Raw genomic sequence first — 21,861 nt, 5'->3', positions numbered from 1 at the left:
CGGAGCTCTTGGAGAGTCCAGAGCCTTCAGTTGGAGAGTCCAGAGCCTTCAGGGAATCCAGAGTCTTCAGAGAGTCCAGTCGAGGACGACCTTGCCACCGCGGCCGCTCGCCGCGTCCGCGAAGGCCGCCTCGAAGTCGCGGTGGCCGTAGCGGCCGGTGATGACGGGCGCGAGGTCGAGGCCGCCTTCGAGGAGGACCGACATCGCGTACCACGTCTCGAACATCTCGCGGCCGTAGATCCCCTTGATCGTGATCATGGAGGTGACGATCCGGGACCAGTCGACGGCGAACTCCTCGGACGGCAGCCCGAGCATGGCGATTTTGCCGCCGTGCGTCATGTTGGCGAGCATGTCCCGCATCGCGGCCGGGTTGCCGGACATCTCCAGGCCCACGTCGAAGCCCTCGCGCAGGCCCAGGGCGCGCTGTCCGTCGGCGATGCTCGACTCCGCGACGTTCAGCGCGAGGGTGGCGCCGACCTTGCGGGCCAGTTCCAGGCGGTCCTCGCTGACGTCGGTGACGACGACGTGCCGGGCGCCCGCGTGCTGGGCGACGGCCGCCGCCATCAGACCGATGGGACCCGCGCCGGTGATCAGTACGTCCTCTCCGACCAGCGGGAACGACAGCGCGGTGTGTACGGCGTTGCCGAACGGGTCGAAGATCGCGGCGATGTCCAGGTCGACGGGGACCCGGTGCACCCAGACGTTGGACGCGGGCAGCGCGACGTACTCGGCGAACGCGCCGTCGCGGCCCACCCCGAGCCCCACCGTCGCGCGGCACAGATGGCGCCGTCCCGCCTGGCAGTTGCGGCACTTCCCGCAGACGAGGTGGCCCTCGCCGCTGACCCGGTCGCCCACGGCGATGTCACCGACCTGACGGCCTGTCTCCACGACCTCGCCGACGAACTCGTGCCCGAGCACGAGCGGCGCCTTGACGGTCTGCCGCGCCCAGCCGTCCCAGTTGCGGATGTGCAGGTCGGTGCCGCAGATCCCGGTCCTCAGGACCTTGATCAGCACATCGCCGGGCCCGACGACCGGTTCCGGTACGTCCATGAGCCGAAGTCCGGGCTCCGCCTTCTCCTTGACCAGCGCCTTCAACGGAGCTCCCGTGGGTGAGGTCCCGGATCCAGGCATGCCGAAGGACGCCCGCACCGAGGAGTGGAGTGCAGTGGAGTGAAGTGGAGGATTCGATCAGCAATCTGCCGTACGCCGGCGCCCCGGGTCCATCGAGGTTTTCTTAAGCTCTGCCGCAGCTTTCCTTCACACCGGTGCCGGCGGGACCCGTACCGCCGGGACCTGTACCGGCGGGACCCGTACCGGCGCGACCCGTACCGGCGGGCCCTCGATCAGAACCCGCCCTCCCGCAACGCGATCTGCTCGACCAGCTCCGCCGCCATCGCCTTGATGGTGTCCAGCCCTGACCTGCCCCACGGCCGGGGCTCGACATCGGCGACGCACACGGTGCCGAGCGCGATGCCCGTGCGGTCGAGGAGGGGGGCGCCGAGGTAGGAGCGGATGCCGAACTCGTCGACGACCGGGTTGCCTGCGAAGCGCGGATAGTCCCGGACGTCCTCCAGGACAAGTGCCTTGCGGCGGACCACCACATGGGGGCAGAACCCGTAGTCCCGGGTCATGTGACGGCCGAGCCCCAGCCGCGCGCCCTCCGCACGTTTCGCGGCTCCCCCGGCTCCCGCGGTCGCGGCGGTTCCCAGGGGATGCAGTCCCGCGAAGAACTGCCGCTCCTCGCCGATGAAGTTGACCATCGCGTACGGCGTACCGGCCACCTCGGCGAGGCGCTCCGCGAACGCGTCGAGGGCCGGTTCCGGGCGCTCTCCCAGGCCCAGCACGCGCAGGCGGCTCGTTCGGGCGGGGGCCTCCTTGTCCTCGGGCGTGAGCAGCAGCCGACCGGCCGGGCGCGGCGGGTCGTAACTCATGTGTGTGCTCCGTGACTCATGTATGTGCTCCGTGGCTCGGGGCGTGCGAGGGCGCGTGGGCGAGCAGGTGGCGGACGAGGGTGAGCAGGGTCTGCACCCCCGAGCTGGAGATCCGCGCGTCGCAGCGGACCACCGGCACGCCCGGGTCGAGGTCGATGGCCGCCCGCACCTCCTCGGGGTCGTAACGGAAGCCGCCGTCGAACTCGTTGACGGCGACGATGAACCCGAGGCCGCGCTGTTCGAAGAAGTCGACGGCCGCGAAGCAGTCCTCCAGGCGACGGGTGTCCGCGAGGACGACCGCACCGAGCGCGCCTTCGGAGAGCTCGTCCCACATGAACCAGAACCGCTCCTGCCCCGGCGTGCCGAACAGGTACAGCACATGGTCCGGATCGAGGGTGATGCGCCCGAAGTCCATCGCGACGGTCGTCTCGACCTTGTTCTCGATGCCGTCGAGGTTGTCGGTCGCGGCGCTGACCGTGGTCAGCAGTTCCTCCGTGCTGAGCGGCGCGATCTCGCTCACCGCGCCGACGAAGGTGGTCTTGCCCACTCCGAAGCCTCCCGCCACCAGGATCTTCAGCGCGGTGGGGAACGGGTCAGAGCTGTCGTCGTAGTCCATCGAGCACTGCCTCCAGAAGAGACCGGTCAGTGGGGTTGTGGTGGAACGTAGGGGGCTTCGTGGTCAGCGCCCCGCAGTCGACGAGGTCGGACAGCAACACCTTGGTCACCGCTGCCGGCAGCTTCAGATGCGCGGCGACCTCGGCCACGGACACGGGGTCCCGGCACAGTTCGAGTGCCTGGGTGTGCTCGGGGCCGAGGTAGCCGAGGGGGGTGACGCCGGTGGCCATGACATGGGACAGCAGGTCGAGCGCGGTGCTCGGCCGGGTTCGGCCGTTGCTGACCTGGTAGGGACGCACCAGGCGGCCGGCCGCGCCGTCGAGCCAGGGCCCGTCGCCGGCCGCGGCCACGTTCAAGGCCTCATCGCCGACGGTTCGACGGAGTGCTGACGCGGCGCGGTCATCAGGTACGGGCGGACGCTCTTGACCAGCATCGCCATCTCGTAGCCGAGTACGGCGGCGTCGGCGTCACGTCCGGCGAGCACGGCCAGGCAGGTGCCGGAGCCCGCGGTGGACACGAACAGCAGCGTGGAGTCCAGTTCGACGACGACCTGGCGCACGTCGCCGCCGTCGCCGAAGCGGACGCCGGCGCTGCGCCCCAGGGAGTAGAGCCCGGAGGCCAGGGCGGCCATGTGGTCGGCGCTGTCGGGGTCGAGTCCGTGCACCGACTTCACCAGGCCGTCGCAGGAGAGCAGCACCGCGCTTCTGGTGTGCGGTACGCGCTGCACCAGGCCACTCATCAGCCAGTCGAGATCGGATGCGTGGCCGGTCGGCACATCGCTCGCCATGGGGGATCGACTCCTTGAAGTACGAAGGTCTGCGGGAGCGGAGGAGGTATGGACGGAGGTACGGGCAGAGGTACGGGCAGAGATTCGGGCGGAGGCAGCATGGGTCATCCGGCTGGTGTGCTCCCGTCGGGCCGGGTGGTGAGGTCATGGCCGGGCGCGGGCGCGCTCTCGCGCGTGGCAAACCCCTCGAACGGTTCGAGTAGTTCGGTTCGTTCAATTGGTTCAAGTCGTTCGGGGGGTTCGGGTCGTTCGTGTGCTGGACGCGCTTCGACGAAAGCCATTCCCGGCATTCCCGGTGTTCCCGGCGTTCCCGGCGTTCCCTCCAGGTGAGCCTGGGACGGACGCATGGGCTCCGCGTCCGCGCACTGGGCCTCGGCGAGCCCGATGCCACGCTGGAACGCCGCCATCAGACCGGGGTCGTGTCCGACGACGAACTCGGACTCCTGCCGGGGCACGGGCCCGCCGCGCAGTTCGGGTACGAGGTGCTCCTGGGCCCGCCGCTTGGGCAGTTGGGGCCGGCTCATGCTGCCGCGCACCACGCCGTTGCGCGGTACGGGCGGCGTGGCCGCGTTCTCGGCGACGGCCCGCCTGTCGTCGGGCCGGATGCCGGGAACGGCCTCCGCGGGGTTGGCCCTCGTCTCGGCACCGCGCACCGGAAGCGGGACCGGGCCGCCTCCACCGTTCACGACCGTCAGCCCGACCGGCGTACCGTCCCGCTGAGCCCGCGTCTGACGCCGCGTCTGCGTCGCCTGCGCCTGTGTCGCCTGCGCCTCTGCCGTCTGTGCCTCTGTCGTGTGCGTCTGCGCGGGGGCTGCGGCCCTAGGCCCCTGGGGCGGATGCCCCGCAGTCTCCTGATCCGCCCCAGGCGCTACGTAGACATGTGCCGGTACGTCGCTCTGCGCCTCGCCCTGTACACCACCCTGCGGCCGGTTCTCGGCCCCGAGCAGTTCCTGTGGCACGACCAGTACGGCCTGTACTCCGCCGTAGATGTTGGTCTGCAGCCGGACCGCGACCCCGTGCCTGCGCGCGAGCTGCGAGACCACGAACAGGCCGATCCGGCCGTCCTGCAACAGGCGCGCGACGTTCACCTGGTCCGGGTCGGCGAGCAGCGCGTTCATCTTGTGCTGCTCGGCCGGCGGCATGCCGAGCCCCCGGTCCTCCACCTCGACGGCGAGCCCGGCCGTGACCACGTTGGCCCGCAGCAGCACCTGGGTGTGCGGCGCCGAGAACACCGTGGCGTTCTCGACGAGTTCGGCCAGCAGATGGATGACGTCGGCCACGGCGTGCCCGCGCACGGTCCCGTCGATCGGCGGTACGAGCTTGACGCGCGAGTACTGCTCGACCTCCGCGGTCGCGGAACGCAGCACCTCGGTCATGGAGACCGGGTTGCTCCACTGCCGGCGCGAGACGGCACCGCCGAGCACCGCGAGGTTCTCGGCGTGGCGCCGGATGCGGGTGGCGAGGTGGTCGACGTGGAAGAGGCCCTTGAGCAGGTCCGGGTCCTCGATCTCGTTCTCCAACTCGTCGAGGATCGAGATCTCGCGGTGCACGAGGGACTGGAGTCGCCGGGCCAGATTGACGAAGACCTCGACCTTCTGCTCGCTGCCCGCGTGGCTGGAGAGCTGGGCGGCCCGGACGACCGCGCTGACCGCGCCGTCGTGGGCGGACGCCAGATCGTCGGCGAGCAGGTCGAACTCGTCGGCGTCCGGGGCGGGCCCGGGGCGCGGCCGACGGGCGGGCGGCCCGTCACCGCGGCGCAGCGCCTCGACGAGGGTGCGCAGCTCCGCCTGGCCGCGTGCGCTGGTGCGGCGCAGCGTCCCGATGCGGTCGGACACGGACCGGGCGGCGCGGTCGGCGGCCACGGAAGCGATCAGGATGCCCGCGAGAGCGACCGCGCCGGCTCCGGCGAGTACGCCCCACAGGACGGGATCTGGGCGTGCGGCGGTCGTGCGGACGGTGAAGAGCACGGCGGCGCTCGCGCTGAGCGCCACCGCGATGGGCGGCAGGACCGCGAGGCGGAGCAACTGGGGTCGTATGTGGGTCTCGGGCAGTGTGGGGGTGGTGCGGGCGACCGGTCGCCCGTGCCGCCCGCCCTCGCGGCGGTCTGCGTGGGCGGCCGGTGCGCGAAGGTGAGACATCGACGTCCTCGTACTGGTGTGTCGGGGCGGTGGGGGCTCCCCCGGTCTGCGATCACGGCGTACGCCGGCTGGGGCGTACGCCATCGCTGCGCCGGTCGAACGAGCCGGTGAGATCGGCCCTGTGTCGCTCAGCGGCGACTCACAGTAGTCGGCACCGTGTCACGTGTGGTGGGCAGTTGCCGAAGTCCGGCCGCCGACATGCCCCTTTGGTGTGAGCGTTCGTACGACAGACCGATAAGCCCGTCGAACGCGCGCTCCCACTACTCAATGAACCGATCAGACCTGGTCAGAAGCGGTCAGCAAAAAAGGCGAGGGCCGAGGAGCAGTGTGCTCCTCGGCCCTCGCCGACCGCCTTCGGACGCGTCCGGGCGCGCCCGCGTCACCCGGTCGGGACCGATTCCGGGTCCCCGGTGCCCTCCGCCTTGTCATGCGGTGCGTCACGGACCGTCTCCGCGGCGATGACGGCGGTGGGCCAGCCGCCCCGTGGCTCCAGGGCCACACCGCGCCACCAGGGCTCGGACGGAACGGTCTCGGCCGTGGGTTCGAAGGGTTCGCCGGGCCGGGGCAGCGCGATCCGGGCGCCGACCGCGCGGGCCGCTGTGACGGTGCCCTCGCCGGGCTCGGCCCAGGGGTGGATCGCGAGGTTGAACGTGGCCCAGTGGATCGGCATCATCACGCCGGAGGGCTTGCCGCCCTGGAGGTCGAGGTGGGCGCGCATGCCCTCCTCTGGCGTCATGTGGATGTCAGGCCAGAACTCGCTGTACGCGCCGATCTGGATCATCGTGGCGTCGAAGGGACCGTGCTCGGCGCCGATGTCCGCGAAGCCGGCGAAGTACCCGGTGTCGCCGCTGTGGTAGATCCGGTGCTCGTCGCCCGCCACCGCCCAGGAGGCCCAGAGGGTGTGCTGCGTGTTGCGCAGACCGCGGCCGCAGAAGTGCCGGGCCGGTGTGGCGGTCAGGGAGATGCCGCCGACCTTGGTCGTCTCGTGCCAGTCGAGCTCGCGCAGCCGGTCCGCCGGGACGCCCCAGTGCTCCAGATGGGCGCCGACGCCCAGAGGCACCGCGAACACCGTGTCCGTGTCGGCCAGCGCCTTGATCGTGGGCATGTCCAGGTGGTCGTAGTGGTCGTGGGAGATGACGACCACGTCGACCGGGCCGAGCGCCGCCAGCGGTACGGGCACGGGGTGCAGCCGCTTGGGCCCGGCGAAGTCGAACGGGGAACACCTCTCGCCCCAGACGGGGTCGAAGAGCACCCGGTGTCCGTCGATCTCGGCGAGCACGCTGGAGTGGCCCATCCAGGTCAGCCGCAGCCCGTCGGCCGGGGGCGCGGCCAGGTCGGCGAGGGTCGTGGAGTGCACCGGCACGACGCCCGCCGGAGCCCGGCGGACGCGCGCCTCCTTGTCCCTGCGGAAGTAGATCTTCGCGACTTCGCGCATGGCGCCGTCCGGACGGGGAGCGCCCTCGGGATTGCGGAAGACGCCGTCCGCGTAGTTCGGAGATCTGCGGATGCGCTCCATGCGCTCGCCACTCGGATCCGCGCCGAACGCGGCGGGGCGCAGAGCACGGAGCCCGGAACTCAGGGAACGGGAGCCGGTCACGGCACCTCCAGGTGGGTCGTCGGTCCAGGTGGGTCGTCGGTCTGAAATTCCATTATGGTCACCGCCGCCGACAGTGCCGGGTCGGGCGCGTGAGCGGGGTGGTCTCCGTGCCGGGCACGGCGAGGATCACTCCGTACGACGTCACCCGCATCGAACGTCCGTTCAGTCATCTGTTCAGTCGTGTGTTCAGTACGTTGACAGAGTCGCCCAGCGCTTTCGTTACTGACCGATCATTCAGTAACGAGGGTGCGGGACCGGCACCGGGCGCTGTGTGCTCCCGGCCTCCAGCCGGTCAAACGTTCCGAAGCCGATCCCTGTTCCCGAGTTCCGAGGAGACCTTGTGACCGCTCCGGACAATGTTCCCGTGACCGTCCCGGCCAGCGCCCCTCTGATGTCGCTCACCTGGACCGACCACGTCACCGGCCGCCAGGGGCATCTGGTCGTGGACCGGCTGGTGCGCGGGGTCTCCAGCGGCGGGCTGCGGATGCGGGCGGGGTGCACGCTCGACGAGGTCGCGGGGCTGGCCCGGGGAATGACCATGAAAGAGGCGCTGCACTACGACCCGGCGGGCCGCTACGTCCCGCTGGGCGGCGCCAAGGGCGGCATCGACTGCGATCCCCGGGACCCTCGGGCGTACGGGCTGCTCGTGCGCTATCTGCGCGCCATGCGCCCCTACATCGAGAACCACTGGACCACCGGGGAGGACCTGGGCCTCACCCAGGACCTCGTCGACCGGGCCGCGGTGGAGGCGGGGCTCGTCTCGTCGATCCAGGCCGTCTATCCGCTGCTCGACGACGAGGGGGCGGCCCGGCAGCGGCTGGCGGACGCGTTCGCGGTCGAGGTGGACGGCATCGGTCTGGACGAACTGGTCGGCGGCTGCGGGGTGGCCGAGTCGGTCCTCGCGGCCCTGGACCGGGCCGGGGTGGCGTACCGGGGGACGCGCGTCGCCGTACAGGGTCTGGGCACCATGGGCGGGGCCACGGCCCGGTTCCTCACGCGCGCGGGGCTGAGCGTCGTCGCGGTCGCCGACGTGTCGGGCACGATCGCCAACCCCGGGGGGCTGGACGTCGACGCGCTGCTCGCCGCGCGTGACGCGTACGGCACGGTCGACCGCTCCGCGCTGCGCCCCGCCGACCGTGAACTGCCCGGTGACGCCTGGCTGTCCGCCGGGGCCGACGTGCTGGTGCCTGCCGCGGTCTCGTACGCCGTCGACACCGCCAACCAGGCGCGGATCACGGCGCGTTGGATCGTCGAGGCGGCCAACATGCCCGTCCTGCCGGAGGCGGAGGAACTGCTCGCCGCGCGCGGGGTCACCGTCCTGCCGGACGTCGTGGTCAACTCCGGGGCCAACGCCTGGTGGTGGTGGACGCTGTTCGGTGACATCGGGTCCGACGCGGACGAGGCGTTCGCGTACACCCGGCGCTCGATGCGCGCCCTGGTCGACCGGACGCTCGCGCGCGCGGAGGCCGACAGGTCGACACCGCGCGCTGCCGCGCACGCCATCGTCGCGGAGCGGCTGCCGGCGATCGCGGAACGGTTCGGCTGGTACCGGTGACGGCCCCGGCCCGGCTGTGACCAACCCTCCGACGGCGCCTGCCCCGGTCACGCCATAGGGTTGCCCGGTGGCGAGAGTGCGGTTGGGCGTGGCGCAGCGGCGCGAGGAGTTGCTGCGGGCCGCCATCGGACAGATCGAGGAGCGCGGCGTGTCCGCGGTGCGGATCGCCGACGTGGCGAACGCGCTCGGAGTGAGCAACGCCCTGGTGCTCTACCACTTCTCCACGAAGGAGAAACTGGTCGCCGCCGCCTTCACGTACGCGGCCGAGGCCGACCTCGCCCGGCTGCGCAAGCTGCTCGGCCGCCGGACCACCGCGCTGCGCCGGCTGCGGGCCGCCGTCCGCTGGTACGCGCCGACGGGGCAGGCCAAGGGCTGGCGGCTGTGGATCGAGGGCTGGGCGGCGGCGCTGCGCGAGCCCGCGCTGCGGGACGTCACCCGTGACCTGGACCGGCAGTGGAAGGCCGCGCTCACCGAGGTCCTCGCCGAGGGCGTGGCCAAGGGCGAGTTCCGGTGTCCTGACCCGACGGCCACGGCGCTGCGCCTCACCGCGCTCCTTGACGGGCTCGCCGTGCAGATGACGGCGTACCCGGGCGCGGTGTCACGCGCCCGCACCCAGCAGTGGGTGGACGAGGCACTGGCCCGGGAGCTGGGCCTCGGACAGGCGGTGTCGAAGACACCGGGCGTCTGAGGCCGCGCGCGCCCCGGGCGGCGACTGCGACTGCGAGAGGGTGGTCCGGTGACGCTCGGCATCACGGGTCGAGCGGCACCGGCCACCCCTCATGTCAAACGACTGAGTCCTTCAAGCGACCGCCTCGATCCACGACTTGATGTCGCCCGGCGACAGGCTTCCCTTCGCCTCCACGCGGTCGCCCGAGGACTCCCCGCGCAGCCGCCTGCCGATCCACGGCACCAGGTACTCGCGCGCCCAGTGGATGTTGTCCCGCCGCACCTCCGACGTACCGCGCGGCGGCAGCGGCGGCCAGGGCTGGTCCGGGTCCGCGGGCACCTCAAGACCGAGGACCTGTCCGGCGCGCAGGGCGACCCGCGTGTGCCCCTCGGGCGACAGATGGAGCCGGTCGCCGTCCCAGGCCCGCCGGTCCTGGATGGTCTTGAGGGACCACAGGTCGAGCACCGGACAGTTGTACCGGTCCGCGATGGCCCGCAGATGAAGGTTGTACGTGGCGATCTTGCCGCGCATGTGCCTGAGTACGGGTACGCCCCGCGTGTCGAAGCCGGTGGTCACGAGGACCGTGCCGACGACCGACGTGAGGTCGGCGACGGCACGCTCGTAGCGCTCCGCGACCTCGTCGGGGTCGGTGCCCGGCCGGATGATGTCGTTGCCGCCCGCGCAGAAGGAGACCAGGTCCGGCGCGAGCTCCTTGGCCTGCCGCAACTGGTGCTCGACGATCTGGTCGAGCAGTTTCCCGCGAACCGCGAGGTTGGTGTAGTCGAAGTCGCCCTCGGGCCGGCGGTCCGCGAGCAGCACCGCGAACCTGTCGGCCCAGCCGACGAACGCTCCGTCCGGGCCGGGGTCGCCGACGCCCTCGGTGAAGCTGTCCCCCACCGCCACGTACGACCCGATCACCGATCTGTTGTCATTCTTCGAATCGTCTGCCACATCGGCCCATGATTCACCCGAGGTGTGAGCTACGCGACCGTAGGAAGGGGTTGACTCGCGGTGAGATAAGCCACTCGTCAAGTGTTGGTCAATCCCGGAATAAGGCGCGAGTAAAGGGACGTTACCGCAGCTCCCGGAGACGGACCCGACGGCCCGGACTGCCCGGTGGATCACCCCGGCATGTCGAAAGCCGGACCCGGGATCCCGGGTCCGGCTTTCGTGGCCTGGTGTCAGACCGAGACGCCGTTGGCGCGCAGATACGCCAGCGGGTCCACGTCCGAGCCGTAGTCCGGGGTGGTGCGGATCTCGAAGTGCAGGTGCGGGCCTGTGACGTTGCCCGTCGCGCCGGAGAGGCCGACCTGCTGACCTGCGGTCACGGTCTGTCCGGCCGATACGGACAGGGAGGACAGGTGGGCGTACTGGGCGTAGTGGCCGTCGGCGAGCTGGAGGACGACCTGGTTGCCGTACGCGCCGCCCCATCCGGCGGAGACGACCGTGCCGGCGCCGACGGACTTGAGCGCGGTACCGGTGGGAACCACGAAGTCGACACCGGTGTGGTAGCCGCTGGACCACATGCTGCCCGACATCTTGTACGGGGTACCGATCGTCGCGCCGTCGACCGGCAGCGCGAAGCCGGTGGCGGTCGAGGTGTCCGCCGCCTTGGAAGCCGTGGTCGTCTTCTTGGCGGCGGGCTTCTCCGCCTTCTTGGCGGCCTTGGGCGCCTTGGAGGCGGTGGAGTCGGAGCTCGGAGTGGCCGCGGCCTTGCCGTCGATCGTGAGCTTCAGGCCCGGGTGGATGAGGGCCGGGTCGCCGCCGATGGACGAGCGGTTGTCCGAGTACAGCTTCTTCCAGCCGCCGCTGACGTCCTGCGTGTCGGCGATCTTCGCGAGCGAGTCGCCCGAACGCACGGCGTACGTCTTGGTCGTGGCCTTCTTCGCGTCGGCCTTCTTCGCCTCGGCGGAGGCCGCGGTCCTGCTCGCCGTGTTCGCAGCGTTCGAGGCATTCGAGGCGCTCGATACGGAATCGGCGGCGGACTGCGGAGTCGCCGCGTGCGCTCCGGTCGCTCCGAGGAGCGGGAGGGCCAGCGCGGCACCCCCGGTTCCGGCGACGGCTATGGAGCGGGTGAAACGCTGGGCCTTGGGACGGCGGTGCTTACCCTTCGCGGGCATGACGAATTCCTCTCCGGCGCCTGCGAGGTGAGCTGTCGGGTGCGAGCTGGAGATGCCCGGCCGTGCTTTCGCGCGACTTAACCCCTAGCCGTTCCGAAGACCGGAACAGGCGTTTTACCTGTGGGTCCCCCGCTCCTGCCTCGTACGGGTGAGTGCGGATTCCGGGCGGCGGCAGGATTGGGCGTCCGTCCGGATTGGAGGTGAACGTAAGCGACATGAAGACGCGGGAACAACCTTCGGGGTTTCCTGTGTGCCCCGCCTTCTTGATCCCCGACCGAAATACCGGTCACCCTGCGTCGACAAGGGATCTTCACCCTTTACCAATTCCCTGAATGGAGAACGTAATTGCGTGAACATGGCGACAGCGGAACGTCACGAATATGACGCTGCTCACGGACCACCGCTCCAGGACCCTCTAACCCGGAGCGAGTTGACATGAAAGCCAATGAAATCCAATGAAAGCTTCATTACGGACACAACAGTCACATGCGACAGTCACCTGCGACGCAGCCGGATGACTGCCGCATCGAGATCCCCGCGCAGCCCCGTCCGTACTCCGTGATGCAACAGCACCGCGCCCCGGTGGATTTCACCCGTTTCAAGGCATTCGTACGACGCCGACGGGTCGAGGCCCCTCAGCCTCACCGGCGCCGCCGGCTCGCCGTAGTGCTGGGCCTGGAGCCAGGCGAGGACGACGACCTCGCCGTCACGCACGTACTGGACGGCGCTCAGCCCGCCCTCCGGCGCCCGCAGCCGATAGAGGTCGCCACGCTGCACGACCGGCCGGATCTCCTTGTAGAGCTCCACCCAGCTCCGCGCCTCGGCCAGCTCCTCCTCGCCCCACCGGGTGAGGTCGCCGCCGACTCCGAGCACCCCGGCCATCGCACTCACGAAACGGAACCGCAGCGAGCTGACACGTCCGTTGAGCTGCGTGTTCGGGCTGTCGGTGACCCAGGCGGCCATGGCCCGCGCGGGATGCACCTGGCTGAATCCGTGCTGGATGGCGAGCCGGTCGAGCGGGTCCGTGTTGTCCGAGGTCCACACCTGGTCCGTACGGGCCATGATCCCGAGGTCGATCCGGCCGCCGCCGCCCGAGCAGGACTCGAAGGCGACGGTCGGGTGCGCGGCCCGCAACCGGTCCAACAGGCCGTACAAAGCGTGCACATGGTCCACCCACAGCCGTTGCGGGTAGGCCTCGCCGGGCCATCCCGCGTCGGTGAAGCTGCGGTTGAAGTCCCACTTCACGTAGTCGATCGGCGCACTGGAGAGCAGCGCGTCGAGCTGTTCCCACAGGTACTCCTGGACCTCCTCGCGGGCGAGGTTCAGTACGAGCTGATTGCGTAGCTCCGTCCTCTTTCGTCCCGGCTGGAACTGCACCCAGTCCGGGTGGGCGCGGTACAGCTCGCTGTCCGGGTTGACCATCTCGGGCTCGACCCAGATCCCGAACCGCATGCCGAGCCCGTGCACGTAGTCGCCCAGCGGTTCGAGACCGCCCGGGAAGCGGTCCGGGTTGGGCGTCCAGTCGCCGAGCCCGGCCCGGTCGCTGGTGCGCGCCCCGAACCAGCCGTCGTCGACCACGAACAGCTCGACCCCCGTCTCGGCGGCCCGGCGCGCGAGCGCCCGCTGCTGCTCCTCCGAGATGTCGAACTCGGTGGCCTCCCAGGAGTTGTAGAGCACGGGCCGGTCCTGGTCCGCGTCCGGGATGACATACGCGCGCTGGTAGGCATGCCAGGCGCGGCTCGCCCCGCCGAAGCCGCCGTCGCTCCACAGCCCCGCGAAGACGGGAGTGACGAAGCTCTCCCCCGGCTCCAGCCGCAGCAGACCCGAGTCGTCGTACCCGGCCCCGCCGGTGATCTGCACGCGCGCGTCGGGCAGTTGGGCCACCGCGATCCGCCAGGTGCCCGACCAGGCGAGGGCGCACCCGTAGACCTCGCCCAGCTCCTCGGTCGCCGTGCCGTCGGCGTCCAGGGCGACCCACGGCAGGTGCTGGTGCCCGGTGTGCCCGCGCCGGCTGCCGATGATCTTCTCGCCGTAGGTGAGCTCGGAGCGCACCAGACGGGACTCGGCCGCCCACCGTCCGTGCAGCTGGGACAGCCGCCATCCGTCGCGCCGCGGCAGCGTCCAGGTCGCGGAGTCGGCGCGCAGCACCTCCAGGACGGGCCCTTCGTTGGCGAGGGTCACCCATCGCTCGACGACGTCGGCGCCGGCCCGCATCCGGTAGTGCAGCGTGATGCCGAGCCCGGAGTCGGAGAACCGCAGCCGCAGCTCGCCGCCCCCGGCCCCACCTTCTGGGTCGGCTCCGTCGGTCTCGTACCCCTCGAAGCGCCATTCGGTGCCGCGCCGCTCCGGGGTACGCACCGACAGTGCGGGCCGTACGAAGCGGGGGCCGCCCTCGACCGGGTATTCCTCGTGGCCGTCGAGGGTGGCCTCGAACGCCCAGTACTCCGGCCCGGGGCCCGCGGCGAGCGCCTCGGCGTCGGCGAGCTCGATCCTCGGACCCCAGTGCAGATGAACCAGCTCGTCCTCGTCACCGAGCCGCAGGCCGTAACTGCTCGTGGGCCCCGAAAGGAGCCACGTACGGCCGTCTGCGCCGATCTCTACCATCAAGCCCTCACATATTCGAACAGGCACAACCAAGTCCCAACATCATCAGGGCCCACGTGCCGTCCGGGCAACGCCTGTGGACAACTCATTGGCCCACGAACCGATGTCGTATCGTCGGGAAGGCACCTCGCCGACGAGTCGCGTCGGCGGTGGATGGGAGGAGCCCCCGTGACGCAGCAGGTCCCGTCGACCGAGCCCGAGCTGGCCGGCGTGCGCAACTTCCGCGATGTCGGCGGCCTGCCGACGACGGACGGCCGGCGGGTGGCGTACGGAAGGCTGTTCCGCAGCGGCCACCTCGCGCACGCGACGGCGTCGGACGCCGCGTTCCTCGCCTCACTGGGGCTGCACACGGTCTTCGACTTCCGCAACGCGGCGGACCAGCGGCTGGAGGGCCCCGACGTCGAGCTGCCCGGGGTGCGGAATGTGAACCTGCCGCTGACGGACCCCGCCGACGGCGCCGAGTTCTGGAAGATGGTCCGCGACGGGGATCTGGACGAGCTGCGTGCGCTGCTCTCGGACGGCCGGGCGGCGAACCGCATGATCGTGTCCTACCGCACGATCATCAAGCAGCGCACGGCCGAGCACCGTCAGGTGCTGCACGCGCTGGCCGAGGACAGCGTCCCGGCCCTGATGCACTGCGCGGCAGGCAAGGACCGGGCCGGTCTCTCCGTCGCCGTGACGCTCCTCGCCCTCGGTGTGGAGCGCGAGGCCATCGTGGCGGACTACCTGGAGTCGAACGCGGCGCACCGCCGCTACAAGGTCAACCGCAGCAGCTCCGCCGCCTCGGCCTACACGCCCGAGGTGATGGAGCTGCTCAGCCCGCTCTTCGACGCACGCGCCGAGTACCTGGCGGCGGCGTTCGAGACGATCGAGGAGACATGGGGCGGCGTCGACGCATATCTGGAACAGGCGCTCGGCGTGACCCCCGAGATACGGGAGCGGCTGCGGGAGCGGTTCCTCGACTGACCCGGCCCGGCGCCTCTACTGCCCCTTGGCCCCGAGCGTGAACAGCAGGTAGATGAAGGCGGCGAAGACATGCCCGACCGCCACGTAGATGATGAGCCGCACCCACAGCCCGCGCGGAATCTTCTCCTCCATGTCCTTCATGAGCCTTCTCCCGGGGTCGTCGTCGACGGCGTTGAGGGCGTCGAGGTCATCGGGGGCGCCGAAGCCGTCGCCGGTCCGAGGCACAGAGCGGCCGTCGGACTCTGCAGCAGGGTGTGTACGAAGAGGAGCTCGGCCCCGTCCCGGTCGGCGGCGGCGATCCGGTGCGGTGTCAGCGAGTCGAAGTGGGCGCTGTCGCCGGGCGCGAGGACGTGCGCGGTGTCCCCGAGGCGCAGCCGCAGCTGCCCCTGGAGGACGTACAGCCACTCCTCACCGGGATGGACCCGCACGATGTCGCCCTGCGCCCCGTACGGGACGTGCACGCGCAGGGACTGCATACCGCGTCCGGCGGCGCCGGCCTGCCAGTACGTCCAGCCACCGGCCCGGGTGGGCTCCATGTCGGCGGAGCGCACGACGGCGTCCCGCTCGGCGACCGTCTCACCGAGCAGCTCGGAGACGGTCGTGGCGTAGATGCGGGCCAGCGCGAGCAGCATCGGCAGCGAGGGCTGGCGCTGTCCGGTCTCCAGCCGGGAGAGGTGGGCGGGCGAGAGCCCGGCGGCGCGGGCCGCGGACTCCAGGGTGAGCGCGGCGCGGCGCCGCAGCGCCCGCAGCTGGGGGGCGACGGCGGGCAGCTGTTCCTCGGCTGCCGCCGGCTCGGACGGGCTCGTACCCTTGGCAGAGTTCATGCCCTTGGCAGGGTTCATGTGCTCCATTGAGCCGCAGGCTTGCCTCTGGGACAAATTCCTTGCCTCAGAGGCAAAAAGCCGCGGCCGGCGCCCGCGAACCCCCTACCGGGCCCTGCCGACTCCCATCGGCCCTCTACCGGCCCCTACCGGTTGGCGACCGCCTGTTTGACCAGTGTCTTCCCGAAGTCCCACATCAGCCCGCCCCCGCTGTGCGCGTCGTCCATCACGGCGGTGAACGCGTCGACGAACCGGTCCACGTCCCGCTCGCCGATCACCAGCGGCGGAATCAGCTTGATCACCTCCAGATGGTCGCCGGAGACCTGGGTGAGAATCCGGTGCCGCTGCAGCAGCGGCACGACCACCATCTGCGCGAACAGTCCCTTGCGCGCGGCCTGCAGCATCGTCCAGCGGCTGCGCAGCTTCAGCGATCTGGGCCGCCCGAACTCGATGCCGATCATCAGGCCGCGCCCGCGCACGTCGCTGAGCAGTTCGTACGTGTCGACGAGCGCCGCCAGCCGAGTCTTGAGCTGCTCTCCCGTGGCGCGGGCGTTCGCCACGATCTGCTCGTTCTCCATGACCGAGAGGACGGCGAGCCCGGCCGCCATGGCCTGCGCGTTGGCCCCGAAACTCGCGGAGTGCACGAGGACCCGGTCCATGGACGAGTAGACCTTCTTGAAGATCCAGTCCTTGCCGAGGGTCGCGCCCACGGGCACATAGCCGCCGGACAAGGCCTTCGCGACGCAGACCAGGTCCGGCTCCACACCGTCCTCGTGCTGGTAGGCGTAGAAGTCCCCGGTCCTGCCCAGCCCGGTCTGCACCTCGTCCGCGATGAGCAGCGCCTTGTGCCGGTGCAGCAGCTCCTGGGCGGCGCGCAGATAGCCGGGCGGCGACTCGTGCACGCCCTTGCCCTGGATCGGTTCGACGATCAACGCGGCGACGTCGCCCTTCTTCAGCTCCGCCGCCAGGGCGTCGAGGTCGCCGAGCGGGACCGCCGTGTCGGGCAGCAGCGGGGCGAAGCCGTCCCGGAAGCCGTCCTCGCCGTTGACGGACAGGGACCCGGTGGTCAGGCCGTGGAAGGCGTGCGCGCAGTACAGCACGCGCGGTTTCCCGGTGGCGTACCGGGCGAACTTCAGCGCGGTCTCGACGGCCTCCGTACCGCTGTTGCCGAAGAACACCCGGTCCAGGTGCGGGCTGTGGGCGAGCAGTCTCTCCGCGAGGAGTCCGGGCAGCGGCTGGCAGTCGAAGCGGGTGAGGTCGGCGAGCCCGGCGTCGAGGACGTCGTGCAGTGCCTTGCGGACGACGGGGTGGTGGCGGCCGAGGCCCATCACCCCGAACCCGGCGAGCATGTCCAGGTAGTCGTTGCCGTCCGCGTCCCAGAAGTACGCGCCCTCGGCCCGCTCGTAGACCTTGTCGAAGCCGATGGTGTGCAGCATGCGCGGCAGTTGGTGGTTCAGGTACTTCGCGTGCAGCTCGTAGCGCTCGGCTCCGCGCGCGTCGAGGAGAGCGCCGAGGTCGAACTCCTGGGACTTGCTGGTCGTCATTCCGGTTTCTCCTCGGACGCGTGCGCCTTGGCGGCCGGCTCACCGGCGGCACTCTGCTTCCCCGTGGCACCCTGTTTCCCGGCGGCCTCGCCCTCCCCGCCGGCCTGCGGCCCGGCGGCGCCCCGCCGACGGGCCGGCGTCTTCCGGGCACGCGCCGCGGCTCCCCGCCGCTCGGGAGCCTCGGCCGTGTCCGCGGGTCCGGCCCCCGCGACGGCCCCGCGGGTCTCCCCGCCGGGATCGGCCTTCCGCGACCCGGCGGCACGCCGCCCGCCGGTCGGCGCCTTCCGCACGCGCTTCGCCGCGGCCCGCCCGTCGGCACGGCCGGCAGCGGGACCGGCGCTCGAAGAGGCGTTCCGGCGGGCGTCCGGGTGGGCGTCCGGGGTGACGGCCCGGCCGGTGGCCTCCCCCACCGTCAGGCTCGCGCTGATCCGGCCCGCGATCTCGACGGGAGTCAAACCGATGTCGGCGAGCACCTCGCCCCGCTTGGCGTGCGCGAGGAACTGCTCGGGTATGCCGAACCGCCGTACGGGAACGTCGACTTCGGCGTCCGACAGGGCGAGCGCGACCGCCGCGCCCACGCCGGCGGCCCGGCTGTTGTCCTCGACGACCGCGACCATGCGGTGTCCGGCGGCGAGGCCGGGCAGCGCGGGGTCGACGGGCTTGACCCAGCGCGGGTCCACCACCGTGCAGCCGATGCCCCTGGCCGCCAGCAGCTCGGCCGCGCCCAGGCACACCGGCGCCATCACGCCGACGGCGACGAGCAGCACGTCGGGCCGCTCACCGCGGTGCAGCACGTCCACCCCGCCCACCCGGTCGACCGCGGGAATCCCGGGTCCCACCGACTCCTTGGGGAAGCGGATCAGCGTGGGGGCGTCGTCCACGGCGACCGCCTCGCGCAGCTGGGCACGGAGCTGGTCGACGTCGCGCGGCGCGGCGATCCTGAGGCCCGGCACGACCTGGAGGATCGACATGTCCCACATGCCGTTGTGTGACGCTCCGTCAGCTCCGGTGACCCCGGCGCGGTCCAGCACGAAGGTCACTCCGCAGCGGTGCAGCGCGACATCCATGAGGAGCTGATCGAAGGCGCGGTTGAGGAAGGTCGCGTACACGGCGACGACCGGATGCAGTCCGCCGGTCGCGAGCCCGGCCGCGGACACCGTGGCGTGCTGCTCGGCGATGCCGACGTCCCACACCCGGTCGGGGAACCGCTCGGCGAATTTCGCGAGCCCCACCGGGTGCAGCATGGCCGCCGTGATCGCCACGACGTCCGCGCGTTCCTCGCCGATGCGCACGATCTCGTCGCCGAACACAGAGGTCCAGGAAGGGCCGCCCGAGGGCGCGAGCGGCTCGCAGGTGAGCGGGTCCATCACACCGACCGTGTGGAAGTGGTCCTCCTCGTGCGCGAGCGCGGGCTCGTAACCGCGTCCCTTCTCCGTCAGACAGTGGATGAGTACGGGCCCGTGGAAGCGTTTCGCGCGCCGCAGGGCCGACTCGACCGCGCCCACGTCGTGCCCGTCGATCGGCCCGACGTACTTCAGCCCGAGGTCCTCGAACATGCCCTGCGGGGCGAAGGCGTCCTTGAATCCCTTCTTGGCGCCGTGCAGCGACTCGTAGAGCGTGCCGCCGACGACGGGTGTGCGCAGCAGGACGTCCTTGCCCCAGGCCAGGACCTTCTCGTAGCTGTCGGTCGTGCGCAGGGTCGCCAGGTGGTTCGCCAGACCGCCGATCGTCGGCGAGTACGAGCGTTCGTTGTCGTTGACGACGATGATCAGTGGCCGGTCCTTGGCGGCGGCGATGTTGTTCAGCGCCTCCCACGCCATGCCGCCGGTGAGCGCGCCGTCGCCGATGACCGCGACGACGTGCCCCTTCTCCCCCTGTACCTGCCGGGCCTTGGCGAGCCCGTCGGCCCAGCCGAGCGCGGTCGAGGCGTGGCTGTTCTCGATGACGTCGTGCTCGGACTCCTCGCGCGACGGGTAGCCGGAGAGGCCGCCCTTGCCGCGCAGCTTGGAGAAGTCCTGACGTCCCGTCAACATCTTGTGTACGTAGCTCTGGTGGCCGGTGTCCCACAGGATGCGGTCGACGGGCGACTCGAAGACCCGGTGGAGCGCGATGGACAGTTCCACCACCCCCAGGTTGGGTCCCAGATGTCCGCCGGTCCTGGCCACCGCCTGCACCAGGAACTCCCGGATCTCGTCGGCCAGCCGGCCTATCTCCGCCTCGGACAGCGCCTTCAGGTCGCGTGGTCCCCGGATGCTCTCCAGAATCGTCACGCTCGGGCCCCCTCTCGGTCCGTGCTGTAGCTAACTCACGGTGGCGGCGGCTGCTTGCCCCGGCACCGTGACCTGCGGCTCGCCTGACGCGACGCCGTCCGCCTCCATCTGCTCGGCGATCTTCATCGCCTCGTCGATGAGCGTCTCCACGATCTTCGACTCGGGCACCGTCCTGATGACCTCTCCCCTGACGAAGATCTGGCCCTTGCCGTTGCCGGAGGCGACTCCCAGGTCCGCCTCCCGGGCTTCTCCCGGCCCGTTGACGACGCAGCCCATGACCGCGACGCGCAGGGGCACCTCCATGCCCTCCAGACCGGCCGCGACCTCGTCGGCGAGCTTGTACACGTCGACCTGGGCCCGCCCGCAGGAGGGGCACGACACGATCTCCAGCCGGCGCTGCCGCAGCCCGAGCGACTCCAGGATCTGGATGCCGACCTTGCACTCCTCGGCGGGCGGCGCGCTCAGGGACACCCGGATGGTGTCGCCGATGCCCGCGCTGAGCAGCGCGCCGAAGGCCACCGCCGACTTGATGGTCCCCTGGAAGGCGGGACCCGCCTCGGTCACGCCGAGGTGCAGCGGGTAGTCGCTCTGGGCGGCCAACTGCCGGTAGGCGTTGACCATCACGACCGGGTCGTTGTGCTTGACCGAGATCTTGATGTCCCTGAAACCGTGCTCCTCGAAGAGCGAGGCCTCCCACAGCGCGGACTCGACCAGCGCCTCGGGCGTGGCCTTGCCGTACTTCTGGAGCAGCCGCCGGTCCAGCGAGCCGGCGTTGACCCCGATCCGGATCGGCGTGCCGTGGTCCTTCGCGGCCCGCGCGATCTCCTTCACCTTGTCGTCGAACTGCTTGATGTTGCCGGGGTTCACGCGCACCGCGGCGCAGCCCGCCTCGATCGCGGCGAACACGTACTTCGGCTGGAAGTGGATGTCCGCGATCACCGGGATCTGTGACTTGCGGGCGATGGTGGCCAGCGCGTCCGCGTCGTCCTGCGTGGGGCAGGCGACGCGGACGATCTGGCAGCCGGACGCGGTGAGTTCGGCGATCTGCTGAAGCGTGGCGCCGATGTCGGACGTACGCGTCGTCGTCATCGACTGCACCGACACGGGTGCCCCGCCCCCGACCGCCACCGGTCCGACCTGGATCTGCCGCGAGACGCGACGCTCCGCGATCGGCCGGACCGGTACCTCGGGGAGGCCCAAGGAGATGGCGGTCACGACGTCACCCGCGGTTTCCCGAGACGGTCTCACGGGCGGCCCGCAGGGACTCCTTGAGGGAGCCCATGGTGGCCAGGACCGCGGTCGGCTCGTAGCCGCAGTGCGCCATGCAGTTGGCGCAGCGCGGGTCCTTGCCGCGGCCGTACGAGTCCCAGTCGGTGTCCTCGATGAGTTCCCGGTACGTCGTGACGTACCCGTCGCTCATCAGGTAGCAGGGCTTCTGCCAGCCGAAGAGCGAGTAGTTGGGGATCGCCCACGCCGTGCAGGGGAAGTCGACCTTGCCCTCCAGGAAGTCCAGGAAGAGCGGGGAGTGGTTGAGGCGCCAGCGGCGCCGGTTGCCGCCCGAGAACGCCTTCTTGAACAGTTCGCGGGTCTGCTCGACACCCAGGAAGTGCTCCTGGTCGGGCGCCTTCTCGTAGGCGTAGGCGGGCGAGATCATCATCTCGTCCACCTTCAGGTCGTCATTGAGGAAGTTGAGCACCTCGATGATCGTCTGCGGGGTGTCGGTGTTGAAGAAGGTCGAGTTGGTGGTGACCCGGAAACCGCGCTTCTTGGCTTCCTTGATGGCGGCCACGGCCTCGTCGAACACACCCTCCTTGGCCACGGACTCGTCGTGCCGCTCCCGCAGTCCGTCGATGTGCACGGCGAACGCGAAGTAGGGGGAGGGCTTGAACTTGTCCATCTTCTTGCGCATCAGCATGGCGTTGGTGCAGAGGAAGACGTACTTCTTACGGGCCACCAGCTGCCGTACGATCTCGTCGATCTTCGGGTGCATCAGGGGCTCGCCGCCGGCGATGGACACCATCGGCGCCCCGGACTCCAGCACCGCCCCGACGGCCTGCGCCACCGGCATGCGCTGCTTGAGCACCCCGGCCGGGTGCTGGATCTTGCCGCAGCCCTCGCACGCAAGGTTGCAGGCGTAGAGCGGTTCGAGCTCGACGATCAGCGGAAACTTCTCCCGCTTGCGGAGTTTCTGTTCAGCGAGATACGTCGCGACCTTGATGGTCTGGCGCAGCGGCATGGCCATCTGG

At 70.7% G+C, this 21,861-nt stretch carries 19 protein-coding genes and 1 riboswitch; of the genes, 3 read left to right on the top strand and 16 right to left on the bottom strand.

Annotated elements, in window-relative coordinates:
- Nucleotides 1-66: 66 nt before the first annotated feature.
- From tdh to AOK01_RS07085, 7 genes are all read right to left on the bottom strand, one after another.
- Nucleotides 67-1,095: an L-threonine 3-dehydrogenase gene (tdh, locus tag AOK01_RS07115; protein ID WP_055509601.1), complete on the bottom strand. Its 1,029-nt coding sequence runs from the start codon at nucleotides 1,093-1,095 to the stop codon at nucleotides 67-69.
- Between the two features lie 248 nt (nucleotides 1,096-1,343).
- Entirely contained in the window at nucleotides 1,344-1,931 is a 588-nt protein-coding gene (locus AOK01_RS07110; protein WP_055509599.1) for a GAF domain-containing protein, read from the bottom strand.
- Nucleotides 1,932-1,947: 16 nt separating this feature from the next.
- Nucleotides 1,948-2,547 (bottom strand): GTP-binding protein, encoded by a 600-nt coding sequence (locus tag AOK01_RS07105; RefSeq protein ID WP_055509597.1) that lies wholly within the window; start codon nucleotides 2,545-2,547, stop codon nucleotides 1,948-1,950.
- On the bottom strand, nucleotides 2,525-2,896 hold the full coding sequence (locus AOK01_RS07100) for a DUF742 domain-containing protein (protein ID WP_055509594.1): 372 nt from the start codon (nucleotides 2,894-2,896) through the stop codon (nucleotides 2,525-2,527). The genes AOK01_RS07105 and AOK01_RS07100 overlap by 23 nt, the downstream gene beginning before the upstream one ends.
- Before the next feature lie 2 nt (nucleotides 2,897-2,898).
- Entirely contained in the window at nucleotides 2,899-3,333 is a 435-nt protein-coding gene (locus AOK01_RS07095) for a roadblock/LC7 domain-containing protein (RefSeq protein WP_055509592.1), read from the bottom strand.
- 104 nt (nucleotides 3,334-3,437) lie between these two features.
- The gene (locus AOK01_RS07090; protein ID WP_055509590.1) at nucleotides 3,438-5,471 is read right to left on the bottom strand and encodes a sensor histidine kinase; all 2,034 of its coding nucleotides are present in this window, start codon (nucleotides 5,469-5,471) and stop codon (nucleotides 3,438-3,440) included.
- 379 nt (nucleotides 5,472-5,850) lie between these two features.
- On the bottom strand, nucleotides 5,851-7,068 hold the full coding sequence (locus AOK01_RS07085) for an MBL fold metallo-hydrolase (protein ID WP_055509589.1): 1,218 nt from the start codon (nucleotides 7,066-7,068) through the stop codon (nucleotides 5,851-5,853).
- A 391-nt stretch (nucleotides 7,069-7,459) separates the two neighbouring features.
- On the opposite strand from AOK01_RS07085, the gene AOK01_RS07080 reads away from it, so the two are divergent.
- Together AOK01_RS07080 and AOK01_RS07075 are read left to right on the top strand one after the other, a co-directional pair.
- Nucleotides 7,460-8,623 carry a Glu/Leu/Phe/Val dehydrogenase dimerization domain-containing protein gene (locus AOK01_RS07080; protein WP_055509618.1) on the top strand — a complete coding sequence of 388 codons (1,164 nt, stop codon included), beginning with the start codon at nucleotides 7,460-7,462 and terminating at the stop codon, nucleotides 8,621-8,623.
- A 67-nt stretch (nucleotides 8,624-8,690) separates the two neighbouring features.
- A complete protein-coding gene (locus tag AOK01_RS07075) occupies nucleotides 8,691-9,311 on the top strand; it encodes a TetR/AcrR family transcriptional regulator (RefSeq protein ID WP_245702150.1) in 621 nt (206 codons plus the stop codon).
- 111 nt (nucleotides 9,312-9,422) lie between these two features.
- Here the strand turns inward: AOK01_RS07075 and AOK01_RS07070 are convergent, their stop codons facing one another.
- From AOK01_RS07070 to AOK01_RS07060, 3 genes are all read right to left on the bottom strand, one after another.
- Nucleotides 9,423-10,208 carry an SGNH/GDSL hydrolase family protein gene (locus AOK01_RS07070; protein ID WP_055509585.1) on the bottom strand — a complete coding sequence of 262 codons (786 nt, stop codon included), beginning with the start codon at nucleotides 10,206-10,208 and terminating at the stop codon, nucleotides 9,423-9,425.
- A gap of 263 nt (nucleotides 10,209-10,471) precedes the next feature.
- Nucleotides 10,472-11,410 carry a LysM peptidoglycan-binding domain-containing M23 family metallopeptidase gene (locus AOK01_RS07065; protein ID WP_055509582.1) on the bottom strand — a complete coding sequence of 313 codons (939 nt, stop codon included), beginning with the start codon at nucleotides 11,408-11,410 and terminating at the stop codon, nucleotides 10,472-10,474.
- 2 nt (nucleotides 11,411-11,412) lie between these two features.
- Nucleotides 11,413-11,588: riboswitch (cyclic di-AMP (ydaO/yuaA leader) on the bottom strand.
- A gap of 317 nt (nucleotides 11,589-11,905) precedes the next feature.
- Nucleotides 11,906-14,014, bottom strand: a complete 2,109-nt coding sequence (locus AOK01_RS07060) for an alpha-galactosidase (RefSeq protein ID WP_055509580.1) — start codon at nucleotides 14,012-14,014, stop codon at nucleotides 11,906-11,908.
- Nucleotides 14,015-14,182: 168 nt separating this feature from the next.
- Between AOK01_RS07060 and AOK01_RS07055 the strand changes: the two genes are divergently transcribed.
- Nucleotides 14,183-14,980 (top strand): tyrosine-protein phosphatase, encoded by a 798-nt coding sequence (locus AOK01_RS07055; RefSeq protein ID WP_055509578.1) that lies wholly within the window; start codon nucleotides 14,183-14,185, stop codon nucleotides 14,978-14,980.
- 15 nt (nucleotides 14,981-14,995) lie between these two features.
- Here the strand turns inward: AOK01_RS07055 and AOK01_RS07050 are convergent, their stop codons facing one another.
- From AOK01_RS07050 to hpnH, 6 genes are all read right to left on the bottom strand, one after another.
- Nucleotides 14,996-15,121, bottom strand: a complete 126-nt coding sequence (locus tag AOK01_RS07050) for a DUF6126 family protein (RefSeq protein WP_055509576.1) — start codon at nucleotides 15,119-15,121, stop codon at nucleotides 14,996-14,998.
- Nucleotides 15,118-15,804, bottom strand: coding sequence for a helix-turn-helix domain-containing protein (locus AOK01_RS07045; RefSeq protein WP_055509616.1), 687 nt, complete (start codon nucleotides 15,802-15,804; stop codon nucleotides 15,118-15,120). Before AOK01_RS07045 ends, AOK01_RS07050 begins: the two co-directional genes overlap by 4 nt.
- 143 nt (nucleotides 15,805-15,947) lie before the next feature.
- A complete protein-coding gene (locus AOK01_RS07040) occupies nucleotides 15,948-17,345 on the bottom strand; it encodes an aspartate aminotransferase family protein (RefSeq protein WP_055509574.1) in 1,398 nt (465 codons plus the stop codon).
- A complete protein-coding gene (gene dxs, locus AOK01_RS07035) occupies nucleotides 17,342-19,615 on the bottom strand; it encodes a 1-deoxy-D-xylulose-5-phosphate synthase (RefSeq protein WP_245702149.1) in 2,274 nt (757 codons plus the stop codon). The genes AOK01_RS07040 and dxs overlap by 4 nt, the downstream gene beginning before the upstream one ends.
- Before the next feature lie 30 nt (nucleotides 19,616-19,645).
- Entirely contained in the window at nucleotides 19,646-20,830 is a 1,185-nt protein-coding gene (ispG, locus tag AOK01_RS07030) for a flavodoxin-dependent (E)-4-hydroxy-3-methylbut-2-enyl-diphosphate synthase (RefSeq protein WP_055509572.1), read from the bottom strand.
- 4 nt (nucleotides 20,831-20,834) lie between these two features.
- Nucleotides 20,835-21,857 carry an adenosyl-hopene transferase HpnH gene (gene hpnH / locus AOK01_RS07025; RefSeq protein WP_055509571.1) on the bottom strand — a complete coding sequence of 341 codons (1,023 nt, stop codon included), beginning with the start codon at nucleotides 21,855-21,857 and terminating at the stop codon, nucleotides 20,835-20,837.
- Nucleotides 21,858-21,861: the final 4 nt, after the last annotated feature.

This window comes from Streptomyces aurantiacus (assembly GCF_001418335.1).
Classification (GTDB): domain Bacteria; phylum Actinomycetota; class Actinomycetes; order Streptomycetales; family Streptomycetaceae; genus Streptomyces; species Streptomyces aurantiacus.
Note: the sequence above shows the minus strand (reverse complement) of the source record. Positions and strands in the feature narration are given on the sequence as shown.